General features: G+C 62.0%; 10 protein-coding genes. 2 read left to right on the top strand and 8 right to left on the bottom strand.

The features are described 5' to 3' along the window. Positions 1-53: 53 nt before the first annotated feature. The 3 genes from C6382_RS05565 to C6382_RS05555 are packed head-to-tail and all read right to left on the bottom strand — an operon-like array spanning position 54 to position 2392. Positions 54-413 (bottom strand): DNA polymerase III subunit chi, encoded by a 360-nt coding sequence (locus C6382_RS05565; protein ID WP_107023546.1) that lies wholly within the window; start codon positions 411-413, stop codon positions 54-56. A gap of 5 nt (positions 414-418) precedes the next feature. Next, positions 419-847 carry a DNA polymerase III subunit chi gene (locus C6382_RS05560; RefSeq protein ID WP_107023545.1) on the bottom strand — a complete coding sequence of 143 codons (429 nt, stop codon included), beginning with the start codon at positions 845-847 and terminating at the stop codon, positions 419-421. Positions 848-898: 51 nt separating this feature from the next. Next, on the bottom strand, positions 899-2392 hold the full coding sequence (locus tag C6382_RS05555) for a leucyl aminopeptidase (protein WP_107023544.1): 1494 nt from the start codon (positions 2390-2392) through the stop codon (positions 899-901). A 286-nt stretch (positions 2393-2678) separates the two neighbouring features. Here C6382_RS05555 and lptF point away from each other — a divergent pair, with 286 nt between their 5' ends. Both lptF and lptG read left to right on the top strand, forming a co-directional pair. Then, a complete protein-coding gene (gene lptF / locus C6382_RS05545; protein ID WP_107023543.1) occupies positions 2679-3794 on the top strand; it encodes an LPS export ABC transporter permease LptF in 1116 nt (371 codons plus the stop codon). Next, a complete protein-coding gene (gene lptG / locus C6382_RS05540; RefSeq protein WP_107023542.1) occupies positions 3787-4848 on the top strand; it encodes an LPS export ABC transporter permease LptG in 1062 nt (353 codons plus the stop codon). The genes lptF and lptG overlap by 8 nt, the downstream gene beginning before the upstream one ends. 758 nt (positions 4849-5606) lie before the next feature. Here the strand turns inward: lptG and C6382_RS05530 are convergent. From C6382_RS05530 to gcvP, 5 genes are all read right to left on the bottom strand, one after another. Further along, positions 5607-6095 (bottom strand): RDD family protein, encoded by a 489-nt coding sequence (locus tag C6382_RS05530; protein WP_107023540.1) that lies wholly within the window; start codon positions 6093-6095, stop codon positions 5607-5609. Positions 6096-6242: 147 nt separating this feature from the next. Then, positions 6243-6455 carry a cold-shock protein gene (locus tag C6382_RS05525; protein ID WP_010220199.1) on the bottom strand — a complete coding sequence of 71 codons (213 nt, stop codon included), beginning with the start codon at positions 6453-6455 and terminating at the stop codon, positions 6243-6245. A gap of 349 nt (positions 6456-6804) precedes the next feature. Then, positions 6805-7929, bottom strand: a complete 1125-nt coding sequence (gene gcvT / locus C6382_RS05520; protein ID WP_107023539.1) for a glycine cleavage system aminomethyltransferase GcvT — start codon at positions 7927-7929, stop codon at positions 6805-6807. A gap of 28 nt (positions 7930-7957) precedes the next feature. Further along, positions 7958-9334, bottom strand: a complete 1377-nt coding sequence (locus tag C6382_RS05515; protein ID WP_107023538.1) for an L-serine ammonia-lyase — start codon at positions 9332-9334, stop codon at positions 7958-7960. Between the two features lie 99 nt (positions 9335-9433). After that, entirely contained in the window at positions 9434-12289 is a 2856-nt protein-coding gene (gcvP, locus tag C6382_RS05510) for an aminomethyl-transferring glycine dehydrogenase (protein WP_107023537.1), read from the bottom strand. Positions 12290-12297: the final 8 nt, after the last annotated feature.

The following is a 12297-nucleotide window of genomic DNA, read 5'->3' as shown; positions in this document are numbered from 1 at the left end:
GCCCGCTCCACCGGCAGACTGCAATCCCGGTGGGAGCGGGCTTGCCCCGCGATTTATTCTGGTAACTGGTTGAGCAAACGCTCGAGACGGGCATCGAGCCGGCGTTTGATCTCGTTCTCGATGTGCGGGGTAAAGTCATTGATCACGTCCTGCATGATCAACTGCGCCGCCGCGCGCAGCTCGCTGTCCAGGTGCAACAGGGTCTCCTGGCGCCGGGTTTGCGGGTCTACGGGTTGTTCCGGCGCAACGGCAGGGGGAGGCACTTCAGCCTCTTCAAGCAGCAACGGAATCTGCTCTTCGACAGTGTCGGTCAGCAGCGGTGGCTCAAGGGATTCGTCGCCCAGCAGCTGACGGATCGATTCAAGGTCGTCCAGCAGGTGTGCGGATTGGGGCAGGGGAGTGGGTTTATCCATTGTCTTCAGAGTCGCTGTAAGCTGTGATCCTGCAGAGCATAGCCCTGTTCGCGGTAGAAACGGAAACTCTCTCGGGCAGCCTGACGAATCGTCGGCTCCTCGACCACGATCTCGGCAATGCGGGCAAAGCGTGCGGCGAACGGCGGTACCTTGAGGTCGAGGTTGATCAGCAGGTCCTGGTGACTACCAGGATCGTCTCCCAAGCCCAGTACCACGGCGCCTTGGGGCTGTTCTTCGGCACCATTGTGCGGCACGAAAGCTTCACCCTTGAAGGCCCACAGGCGGGCATCCAGTTCGTCGCGCTGGGCGGCGTCGGCGCAATGCAGGTAAACCTGATGTCCCATGCGCCAGGCCTTGTCGCAGAGCTTGCAGGCAAAATCCAGGCGCGCCGAGGGCGCGTCGCTGGGCAGAATATAGAAGTCAACTTTGCTCATGGTCAGCACGCCTGCCGTCTACATCCGGGAATGTTCACGGCAGGCATTCACTCAGGCGTTGGCGCGATCGAGCAGGTACTGGGTCAGCAGCGGCACCGGACGGCCAGTGGCGCCCTTGTCCTTGCCGCCACTGATCCAGGCAGTGCCGGCGATGTCCAGGTGGGCCCAGTTGTAGGCCTTGGCAAAGCGCGACAGGAAGCAGCCGGCGGTGATGGTGCCAGCCTTCGGCCCGCCAATGTTGGCGATGTCGGCGAATGGGCTGTCCAGCTGCTCTTGATACTCGTCGAACAGCGGCAGCTGCCAGGCACGGTCGTCGGCTCGCTTGCCGGCGTCGAGCAACTGGTTGACCAGCTCGTCGTTGTTACCCATCAGGCCCGAGGTGTGGCTGCCCAGGGCGACAATGCAGGCACCGGTCAGGGTGGCGATGTCGACCACGGCCTGAGGCTTGAAGCGCTCGGCATAGGTCAGGGTGTCACACAGTACCAGGCGGCCTTCGGCGTCGGTGTTGAGGATCTCGACGGTCTGCCCGCTCATGGTGGTGACGATATCGCCCGGACGGGTGGCGCCGCCGCTTGGCATGTTTTCGGCACAGGCCAGCAGGCACACCAGGTTGATCGGCAGTTGCAGTTCAAGTACCGCGCGCAGGGTGCCGAAGACACTGGCTGCACCGCCCATGTCGAACTTCATTTCATCCATGCCGGCGCCGGGCTTGAGGCTGATGCCGCCGGTATCGAAGGTGATGCCCTTGCCGACCAGTACGAACGGTTTCTCGCTTTTCTTGCCGCCCTGATAGTTGAGCACGATCAGGCGTGGCGGTTGGTCGCTGCCCTGGCCAACGGCGTAGAACGCGCCCATGCCCAGTTCCTTGATTTTTTTCTCGTCGAGAATTTCGACCTTCAGGCCCTTGTAGGCTTTGCCCAGACCCTTGGCCTGATCGGCCAGGTAGCTCGGGTGGCAGACGTTGGGTGGCAGGTTGCCCAGGTCGCGGGCGAAGCTCATGCCAGTGGCAATCGCGCTGGCGTGCTTGACGGCGCGCTCGACCTCAGCGGCACCGGCCTTGTCGGCCAGCAGGGTGATCTTCTTCAGGGCGCGGGGCTCGGCCTTCTTGCTCTTGAACTGGTCGAAGATGTATTCACCGTCGAGCAGGGTTTCGGCCAGCAGGCGCGATTTGCCATAGAACGCATCGCGGCCAGTGACGGCGACATCGTCCAGCGCCAGTACCGCGTCGCTGCCATTGAGGCCCTTGAGCACCGCCAGCACGCTGGTAACCACTTTGCGCCAGCTGCGGTCACCCAGCTCGCTGTCTTTGCCGGTGCCAACCAGCAGCACACGCTCGGCCTTGAGGTTGGGCAGGCTTTGCAGCAGCAGGGTCTGGCCCAGCTTGCCGGTCAGGTCGCCGCGCTTGAGCACGGCGCTCAGGGCGCCGCCGCAGGCTTCGTCGATAGTTTTGGCGCTGGCGCCGAGTTTGCGGCTTTCAGCTACCGGGAGTACCAGTGTGGCGGTTTTCAAGGATGCAGCGGCTACGCTTTTTACAACCAGTTCCATGTCAGGTTCCCCGAATGATCTGTCTTTGCGCGCTGTCTGTGCAGGCACTTTAAGCGAGCTGGCCGCGTGGTCGCGTGCCAGTGATAAAGCCGCCAGTTTGAGCCTGCTCGGACCGACCTGACAACCCCGTTAATGAAGCATCGTGCGTCGCCAGTGACAGGCACGGCCAATCACAGGATAATGCGCCAACTTTTGTGCGGGTTCGCTATGGCGAGTCAGCAACTATCTTGGCTGTTATGGATTTTTTGTTTGGCTGTCCGAGCCTGACAACCCAGGAGTGTCTGGTTTGATCGTCTTCCGATATCTGTCCCGCGAGGTCCTGGTGACCTTGAGTGCCGTCAGCGCTGTGCTGCTGGTGATCATCATGAGCGGGCGCTTCATCAAGTACCTGGCCCAGGCGGCCCAGGGTGTGCTCGACCCGGGCGTGCTGTTCCTGATCATGGGCTATCGCCTGCCGGGGTTCCTGCAGTTGATTCTGCCGCTGGGCTTGTTCCTGGGGATCCTCCTGGCCTACGGCCGGCTTTACCTGGAAAGTGAGATGACCGTGCTCTCGGCCACCGGCATGAGCCAGCAGCGCCTGCTGGGCATGACCATGGCGCCTGCGGCGCTGGTGGCCGTGCTGGTTGCCTGGCTGAGCCTGGGCCTGGCGCCGCAGGGCGTTACCCAAGTGGCGCAGATCATCAACCAGCAGGATGCCCTGACCGAGTTCGATACCCTGGTGCCGGGCCGTTTCCAGACCTTGCGTGATGGCTCGCGGGTCACCTACACCGAGCAACTGTCCGAAGACCGCGGCAACCTGGCGGGCGTGTTCATTTCCGAGAAGCGTTTCTCCCAGGACAAGACCAAGGAGCGTGCGCCTTCGGTGCTGGTCGCTGAAAAGGGCCGTCAGGAAATCGGTGCCGACGGCAACCGCTACCTGATTCTGGAGAACGGCTACCGTTATGACGGTAATCCGGGGCAGGCCGACTACCGTGCGATCAAGTACGACACGTACGGCGTGCTGCTGCCCAAGCCTGAAGTCAGTGAGGAGATCACCGATCGCGAGGCTATCCCGACATCCGAACTGATCGCCAGCGATGGCCGCCGTGAGCGTGCCGAGCTGCAATGGCGCCTGTCGTTGCCGTTGCTGGTGTTCGTGGTCACCTTGCTGGCAGTGCCGCTGTCACGGGTCAATCCCCGTCAAGGCCGTTTCCTCAAGCTGTTGCCGGCCATTCTTCTGTATATGGCGTACCTGACCATGCTGATCGCTGTACGTGGTGCCCTGGAGAAAGGCAAATTGCCGATCGGTCTGGGTATCTGGTGGGTTCACGGCCTGTTCCTGCTCATCGGCCTCGGGTTGATGTATTGGGAGCCGCTACGCCTCAAGCGTGCCGCGCGTCGTGCGGAGGTGGCCCATGGTTAAGCTCGACCGTTACATCGGCAAGAGCGTGCTGGTGGCCATTCTGGCTGTGCTCGGCATCATCCTCGGCTTGGCATCGTTGTTTGCCTTCATCGATGAAATGGGTGATATCAGCGACAGCTACACGCTGATGGATGCCGGTAATTTCGTGCTGCTGACTGCTCCGCGGCGTCTATACGACATGCTGCCGATGGCCGCCCTGATCGGCTGCCTGATCGGCCTGGGCAGCCTGGCCAGCAGCAGTGAGCTGACCATCATGCGCGCTGCCGGGGTGTCGATCGGGCGCATCGTCTGGGCGGTGATGAAACCGATGCTGGTGCTGATGCTCGCTGGCATCCTGATTGGCGAATACCTGGCGCCAGTGACCGAGAACAAGGCTCAGGCCGATCGTTCGCTGGCTCAGGGCAGTGGCGAGGCGCAGAGCTCCAAGCGCGGCATGTGGCATCGCCAGGGCGAAGAGTTCGTGCACATCAACTCGGTGCAGCCCAATGGCCTGTTGTACGGTGTAACCCGCTACCGATTCGACAACGAGCGTCATCTGGTGACCTCAAGCTTTGCCCGGCGGGCCCAGTACAAGGAAGATCACTGGCAATTGAGTGACGTGACCACTACGCATTTCCGTGGCGATCACACTGAAGTGGTCAAGGCGCCTGCCGAGCGCTGGGATGTGACGGTCACGCCGCAACTGCTCAATACCGTGGTGCTGGCGCCTGAGTCGCTGTCGATCACCGGGCTGTGGGATTACATCCACTACCTGTCTGACCAGGGCCTGAACAATGCTCGGTACTGGCTGGCATTCTGGACCAAGGTCCTGCAGCCGATGGTCACCGCAGCGCTGGTACTGATGGCTATCTCGTTCATTTTTGGTCCGTTGCGTTCGGTGACCTTGGGTCAGCGGGTCTTCACCGGTGTGCTGGTGGGTTTCGTGTTCCGTATCGCTCAAGACCTGCTCGGGCCATCGAGCCAGGTGTTCGGCTTCCCGCCGCTGCTGGCGGTGGTGATACCGGCGGCGATCTGCGCCGGGGCTGGCTGGTGGATGTTGCGACGCGCGGGTTAAACGCGCAGGCAGTAAAAAGCCGACCCAGGGGTCGGCTTTTTTGTGGTTCACGGAATACCGGGGACTATGATTCCCGGGTTGGGTTGTTGAGACTGGAGCTTATCCGTTCAATGTGGCGCCGCTGCCGGCCCCTTCCGCCCTTACGGCGGGTCCCTTTTGTCTTGGTGTCGCGGCCTACGACTTGCTTCGCCAAGTCTACGGCTCGCGAACTTCGGCTGAGGCCGAAGGGTGCTGCGCACCAGCCCCCTCCAGACACCTACGCTCGGCCTCCTGAAGTCGCGAAGTTACGGGTGGCGCCTGCGCTGACGCATCTTCGAAATCAAATGTTGGCGCAGCCAGGCTGAGGCTATCGAAGGGCAAGTCCGCTAGCAAAGCAAGGAACGATTCGCTCTCGCTCTCGTTCCTGATCTTGATCTTCATGCGCGTAAGTTCAGGCGCCGCAGACTGCGACTTCAGGAGGCTGAGCGTAGTTGCCTGTAGGGGCGGTGCGCAGCACCTTCGGCGTAGCCGAAGACGCGAGACGTAGACTTGGCGCAGCAAGTCGTAGGCCGCGATGCCCCGGAGGGCGCCGTAGCGAAGGGACCCGGAGCGCAGCGTAGGGCCGTATGCAGGAGCGAGCGGCTTTGCCTACTTTCCCCAAGAGGAAAGTAGGCCGCCGTAAAGGCGGAAGGGGCCGGCAGCATCGCCACATCAAATGGATAAGCTCGCAGCCTCAATAGCCCAACCCAACCCAACCGTGAAGAGCCTTCTTGTGCCGGCTATTTCTTCGCTTTGGGCAACTGCACCAACTGCGTATCGGAGTAGATGTCATGCCAGGCACGCTGGCGCTTGTCGAACAGCGACCAGATGAAACCCAGGCCCAGGCACAGCCACGAGGCGATAGCGACGACAAAACGCAGCAGGGCCTGCCACAGGCTGATGGCGCTGCCGTCGGCGTTCTGTACACGAATGCGCCATACCTGCATGCCCAGGGTCTGCCCGCCGTGGGTCCAGAACTTGGCGAAGAAGCCAAACAGGGCGAACAGCAGGATCGTCGACAGCAACGGGTCGCCGTCCAGGGCGCCGGCTTCGGTCAGTTGACGCATACGCGTTTCACCGATAATCGCCATCTGGATCATCTTGTACACCCCCGCGGTAACGATCAGCAGCGCGGTACACAACAGGAAATCGTAGAACATGGCGGCCAGGCGCCGACCCAGGCCAACAACCGGGAACTCGCCCTGGGGCTGCAACAACTGCTTGGGCATACACAGGCCCTCCTTGGGCAAAACCGCCATTCTACGAAATTACGCGGACAAATCGTTGCCCTGCGACACGGTTTACCTGCCAGGCTGCCACCGAGCGCGCATAAAAAAGCCCCTGCTGTTGCCAGCAGGGGCTTTTCATATCGGGAATCAGGCTTCGGCGATAACTTCGTCAGCCTGCATGCCTTTCTGGCCTTGCACGGCGATGAAGGTCACTTTCTGGCCTTCTTTCAGGCTCTTGAAGCCGTTGCCCTGAATAGCGCGGAAGTGTACGAACAGATCCGGACCGCTTTCTGGAGTGATGAAACCAAAACCTTTCTCGTCGTTAAACCACTTGACGGTACCGCTCTGACGTTGGGACATTGTCTTATTTCCTTTGAAACTTAGAATTAGTAACAGCTTCTTCCAAATGAAAGAGTACTGGGCTGGGTTGCAGGAAAGTAAGAGACGTCGAACGGGTTGTAGCAAATCTCAGCGCTACTGCCCAGGTCACGAACCATAGCGACCCATGCAAACACAGTGCAGTGACTCTACGCTAACTCTGTCGGCAAAAACAAGCCCTGGAGGCCGCTGCTTTTCTACCTTTTAACGGCCGTTCGGTCGATTTTTTTCTGCTCATTCCAGTGCGTGCTGCAAGGCTTTTCGAAAGTAATAAAACGCGTTCGAATTCGAAAATCCGAACGCCTCATGACACAAAGTTTCAACTAACGATTCAGCCGCGGTAGTAGCGCTGTGCAACGAACGGCATCTTGCTGACTTTCATTGCAACACGCTTGCCGCGAACTATCGCCCAGACTGCTGTTTCCAGTGCAGTATGCGCTGCATCCAGGTAACCCATTGCCACCGGTGCATTCAAGCTTGGCCCGAAGCCACCGCTGCAAACAGTACCAATCACGGTGCCTGCTTCGTCGACGATCTCGGCGCCTTCACGTACCGGCGTGCGCTCCTGCGGCAGCAGGCCTACGCGTTTACGTGCAACACCGGTTTGCTGTTGGGCAAAGATCGCTGCGGCACCCGGGAAGCCACCTGTACGTTCGCCATCAGCGCGGCGGACTTTGGAGATGGCCCAGAGCAGGCTGGCTTCGATCGGAGTGGTCTGAGTGTTCATGTCGTGGCCGTACAGGCACAGGCCGGCTTCAAGGCGTAGCGAGTCGCGGGCACCGAGGCCGATGGCGGCGACTTCGGGCTCGGCCAGCAGGCGGCGGGCCAGTTCTTCGGCTTTATCGGCCGGCACGGAAATCTCGAAACCGTCTTCGCCGGTGTAGCCCGAGCGGCTCACATAGCAGTCTGCGCCCAGCAGTTGTACCGGCTGGAACTGCATGAAGGTCATCTGCGCTACTTCAGGCGCCAGGCGCTCCAGCACCGTGACCGCCGCCGGGCCTTGCAGAGCCAGCAAGGCGCGTTCTTCGAACAGCGGCTGAATCTGGCACTGAGCGCCGATGTGCTTGCGCAAGTGCGCCAGGTCCTGGTCCTTGCAGGCGGCGTTGACCACCAGAAACAATTCATCGTTACCCAGGTTGGCGACCATCAGGTCGTCAAGGATGCCGCCTTGTTCATTGGTGAACATCGCGTAGCGCTGCATGCCCACTGGCAAGTCGATGATGTCGACGGGTACCAGGGTTTCCAGAGCCTTGGCCGCGTTGGCACCGCTCAGGCGGATCTGGCCCATGTGCGAGACATCGAACAGGCCGGCCTGATCGCGGCTGTGCAGGTGCTCTTTCATCACCCCCAGCGGGTACTGGACCGGCATGTCATAGCCGGCGAACGGCACCATGCGCGCTCCCAGTTCCAGGTGCAGGGCATGCAGCGGGGTCTTGAGCAGTGTTTCGGTGGACATTGATGACTCCTTGGGGCTTGAGAGGGTGTCAGCATTCGATGATGTTGACGGCCAGACCGCCGCGGGCGGTCTCCTTGTATTTGCTTTTCATGTCGGCGCCGGTCTGGCGCATGGTGCGAATGACCTTGTCGAGGGAGACGAAGTGCTGACCGTCACCACGCAGGGCCATGCGCACCGCATTGATAGCCTTGACCGAGCCCATGGCGTTGCGCTCGATGCACGGCACCTGGACCAGCCCGCCGATCGGATCGCAGGTCAGGCCCAGGTTGTGTTCCATGCCGATCTCGGCGGCGTTTTCGACCTGTTGCACGGTGCCGCCCATGACCTCACACAGGGCCCCGGCTGCCATCGAACACGCCACTCCCACCTCGCCCTGGCAGCCGACTTCGGCGCCGGAGATCGAGGCGTTTTCCTTGTAGAGGATGCCGATGGCGGCCGCCGTGAGCAGAAAGCGCACCACGCCATCTTCGTTGGCGCCGGGGATGAAGCGCATGTAGTAGTGCAGCACAGCCGGGACGATGCCGGCGGCGCCATTGGTGGGGGCGGTGACCACCCGTCCGCCAAAGGCGTTTTCTTCATTCACCGCCAGGGCGTAGAGGTTGACCCAGTCCAGCACCGAAAGCGCGTCACGCAAACTCGCCTCCGGATTGCTGCACAGCTGGCGATAGAGTGCTGCGGCGCGGCGTCTGACCTTGAGCCCGCCGGGCAGGATGCCTTCGTTGCGACAGCCGGCGGCGACGCAGTCCTGCATCACTTGCCAGATCCGCAGCAAGCCGCTGCGGGTTTCGCTTTCCGGGCGCCAGGCCGCTTCATTGGCCAGCATGATCTGGCTGATCGACTGGTTCTGCGCGGCGCAATGGCCGAGCAGCTCTTTTGCCGTTTTGAACGGGAAGGGCAGTACCGTGCAGTCTTCGACGATACGGTCGGCACCCGCGGCATCTTCATCGACGACAAAGCCGCCGCCCACCGAGTAGTACTCGCGGCTGCGGATTTGCAGACCCGCGCGGTCGAAGGCGCGGAAGATCATGCCATTGGGGTGATAGGCCAAGGGTTTGCGAATCATCGCCAGGTGCTGTTTTTCAATGAATCCGATGTCGTGCTCGCCCAGCAGCTTTAACCGTCCAGTGCTGCGGATGGTGTGCAGGCGGGCGGGAATGCTTTCGGTGTCGACGCTGTCGGGGTGCTCGCCTTCAAGGCCCAGGAGCACGGCCTTGTCGCTGCCGTGCCCTTTGCCGGTGGCACCGAGCGAACCATAGAGCTCGGCCTTGACGCTGACCGTCGCGGCCAGCAGACCGTCGCGCCGCAAGCCTTCAGCAAAACGCGCAGCGGCGCGCATGGGGCCTACGGTATGGGAACTGGAGGGGCCGATGCCGATCTTGAACAGGTCGAAGACGCTTAGTGACATGGTCGTACCCTCGTTGTGGTGAAGGCTATCGCGGGGCAAGCCCGCTCCCACAGGGATGATGGTCTCCCTGTGGGGGCGGGCTTGCCCCGCGAAGAGGCCTCAGACGTCCTGATAGCTCTCGATCGACGGGCAGGCGCACACCAGGTTACGGTCGCCAAACACGTTGTCGACGCGACCGACCGGCGGCCAGTATTTGCCTTCCACCAGCGTCGTCAGCGGGTACACCGCCTGTTCGCGGCTGTATGGATGACTCCATTCACCGGCAAGTTCAGCAGCCGTATGCGGCGCGTTTTTCAGCGGGTTGTCGTCCTTGTCCAGGCTGCCGTTTTCCACCGCGCGAATCTCTTCGCGGATGCGGATCATCGCCTCGCAGAAGCGGTCCAGTTCTTCCTTGGACTCGCTTTCGGTCGGTTCGATCATCAACGTACCGGCCACCGGGAACGACATGGTCGGGGCATGGAAGCCAAAGTCGATCAGGCGCTTGGCGACGTCGTCGACGCTGATGCCGCTGCTGTCTTTGAGCGGGCGCAGGTCGAGGATGCACTCATGCGCCACCAGGCCGTTGCTGCCGGTGTACAACACAGGATAGTGCTCTTCCAGGCGGCGGGCGATGTAGTTGGCGTTGAGGATTGCCATCTGCGAAGCACGTTTGAGCCCGGCACCGCCCATCATGCGGATGTACATCCAGGTGATCGGCAGGATGCTGGCGCTGCCGAACGGCGCTGCGCAGACCGCGCCCTGTTTGTTTTCCATGTGAGCGTGACCTGGCAGGAACGGCGCCAGGTGCGACTTGACGCCGATCGGGCCGACACCTGGGCCGCCACCGCCGTGCGGAATGCAGAAGGTCTTGTGCAGGTTCAGGTGCGAGACGTCGCCGCCGAACTTGCCCGGGGCGCAGAGGCCGACCATGGCGTTCATGTTGGCGCCGTCGATGTACACCTGGCCGCCGTTGTCGTGAATGATCGCGCAGATTTCGCCGATGGCTTCTTCGAACACGCCATGGGTCGACGGGTAGGTGATCATCAGCGCAGCGAGGTGTTCGCGGTGCTCGATGGCCTTGGCGCGCAGGTCGTCGATATCGACGTTGCCGCGAGCGTCACAGGCCGTCACCACCACGCGCATACCAGCCATGTGGGCGGTGGCCGGGTTGGTGCCGTGGGCCGAGGACGGGATCAGGCAGATGTCGCGACGGGCGTCGCCACGGCTCTGGTGGTAGGCTCGAATGGCCAAGAGACCTGCGTACTCGCCCTGGGAACCGGCGTTGGGTTGCAGCGACACGGCGTCATAGCCGGTGGCGGCGCAGAGCATGGCCTCCAGTTCGTCGGTCAGTTGCTGGTAGCCCTGGCTCTGTTCGGCCGGCGCGAACGGGTGCAGGTTGCCGAATTCGGCCCAGGTCACCGGGATCATTTCGCTGGCGGCGTTGAGTTTCATGGTGCACGAGCCCAGCGGGATCATGGTGCGGTCCAGGGCCAGGTCCTTGTCGGCCAGGCGGCGCAGGTAGCGCATCAGCTCGGTTTCGCTGTGGTAGCGGTTGAACACCGGGTGCTGAAGGATCGCCGACTGGCGCAGCAGGGCGGCAGGCAGTTGAACCTGAACGCTGGCAGCCAGGGTGCTGAATTCCGGTACGGCTTTACCGTCGGCAAACAGTTGCCACAGCGCTTCAATGTCAGCCTGTGTGCTGGTTTCGTCCAGCGACAGGCCCAGGCGCTGGGCGTCGATCTGACGCAGGTTCAGGCGTTGAGCGCGGGCCTTGTCGTGCAGGGCAGCGGTGGCGTCGCCGGTGGCCAGAGTCAGGGTGTCGAAGAACGCTTCGACTGCGACGCTAGCGCCCAGTTGCTGTAGGCCGGCCTTGAGGATCGCGGTCAGTGCATGGGTGCGCTGGGCGATCTGCTTCAGGCCCTGCGGGCCGTGGTAGACGGCGTACATGCTGGCGATGTTGGCCAGCAGTACCTGGGCGGTGCAGATGTTGCTGGTGGCTTTCTCGCGACGGATGTGTTGCTCGCGGGTCTGCATGGCCAGGCGCAGGGCGGTCTTGCCGAAACGGTCGATGGACACACCGACCAGGCGGCCCGGCATGTCACGCTTGAACGCGTCACGGGTAGAGAAGTACGCGGCATGTGGACCACCGAAGCCCAGCGGCACGCCGAAGCGTTGGGCGCTACCGATGGCGACATCAGCGCCGAATTCGCCAGGCGGGGTCAGCAGGGTCAGGGCCAGCAGATCGGCGGCGACCGCGACCAGGGCATTGGCGGCGTGGAAGCGCACGACCAGTTCGCTGTAGTCGAAGACTTCGCCGTTGCTGGCCGGGTATTGCAGCAAGGCGCCGAAGAACGCGCTGACATCATCAAGCTCGCGCTCGTCACCGACCACCACTTCGATACCCAGTGGTTCGGCACGGGTACGCAGTACGTCGAGGGTCTGCGGGTGGCAATGCACGGAAGCGAAAAAGGTATGGCTGCCCTTGTTCTTGCTCAGGCGTTTGCAGAAGGTCATGGCTTCGGCGGCGGCGGTGGCTTCGTCAAGCAGCGAGGCATTGGCGATTGGCAGGCCGGTGAGGTCGCTGATCAGGGTCTGGAAGTTCAGCAGTGCTTCCAGTCGGCCCTGGGAAATCTCAGGCTGGTACGGGGTGTAGGCGGTGTACCAGGCCGGGTTTTCCAACAGGTTGCGCAGGATCGGTGCCGGGGTATGACAGTTGTAGTAACCCTGGCCGATGAAGCTCTTGAAAAGCTGGTTGTTGCTGGCGATGGCCTTGAGCGACGCCAGGGCGTCGGCTTCGCTTTGCCCGGCGCCCAGTTCCAGGACGCTGGTGCCCTTGATGCTGTCGGGGATGACGGCGGCGCTCATGGCTTCCAGGGAATCGAAGCCCAGGGTGGCAAGCATGTGTTGCTCGTCAGCCTGGCGCGGGCCGATATGACGGGCGATGAATTCGTTGGCAGTGCCGAGGTTGATGGTCATGGCGAGTC

Origin of the sequence: Pseudomonas sp. BBP2017 (assembly GCF_003024385.1) — a bacterium.
Lineage (GTDB): Bacteria > Pseudomonadota > Gammaproteobacteria > Pseudomonadales > Pseudomonadaceae > Aquipseudomonas.
Note: the sequence above shows the minus strand (reverse complement) of the source record. Positions and strands in the feature narration are given on the sequence as shown.

Coding starts and splice junctions, on each gene's coding strand:
- C6382_RS05565 (WP_107023546.1), bottom strand. CDS start 413: ATGGATAAACCCACTCCCCTGCCCCAATCCGCACACCTGCTGGACGAC.
- C6382_RS05560 (WP_107023545.1), bottom strand. CDS start 847: ATGAGCAAAGTTGACTTCTATATTCTGCCCAGCGACGCGCCCTCGGCG.
- C6382_RS05555 (WP_107023544.1), bottom strand. CDS start 2,392: ATGGAACTGGTTGTAAAAAGCGTAGCCGCTGCATCCTTGAAAACCGCC.
- lptG (WP_107023542.1), top strand. CDS start 3,787: ATGGTTAAGCTCGACCGTTACATCGGCAAGAGCGTGCTGGTGGCCATT.
- C6382_RS05530 (WP_107023540.1), bottom strand. CDS start 6,095: ATGCCCAAGCAGTTGTTGCAGCCCCAGGGCGAGTTCCCGGTTGTTGGC.
- C6382_RS05525 (WP_010220199.1), bottom strand. CDS start 6,455: ATGTCCCAACGTCAGAGCGGTACCGTCAAGTGGTTTAACGACGAGAAA.
- gcvT (WP_107023539.1), bottom strand. CDS start 7,929: ATGTCCACCGAAACACTGCTCAAGACCCCGCTGCATGCCCTGCACCTG.
- C6382_RS05515 (WP_107023538.1), bottom strand. CDS start 9,334: ATGTCACTAAGCGTCTTCGACCTGTTCAAGATCGGCATCGGCCCCTCC.
- gcvP (WP_107023537.1), bottom strand. CDS start 12,289: ATGACCATCAACCTCGGCACTGCCAACGAATTCATCGCCCGTCATATC.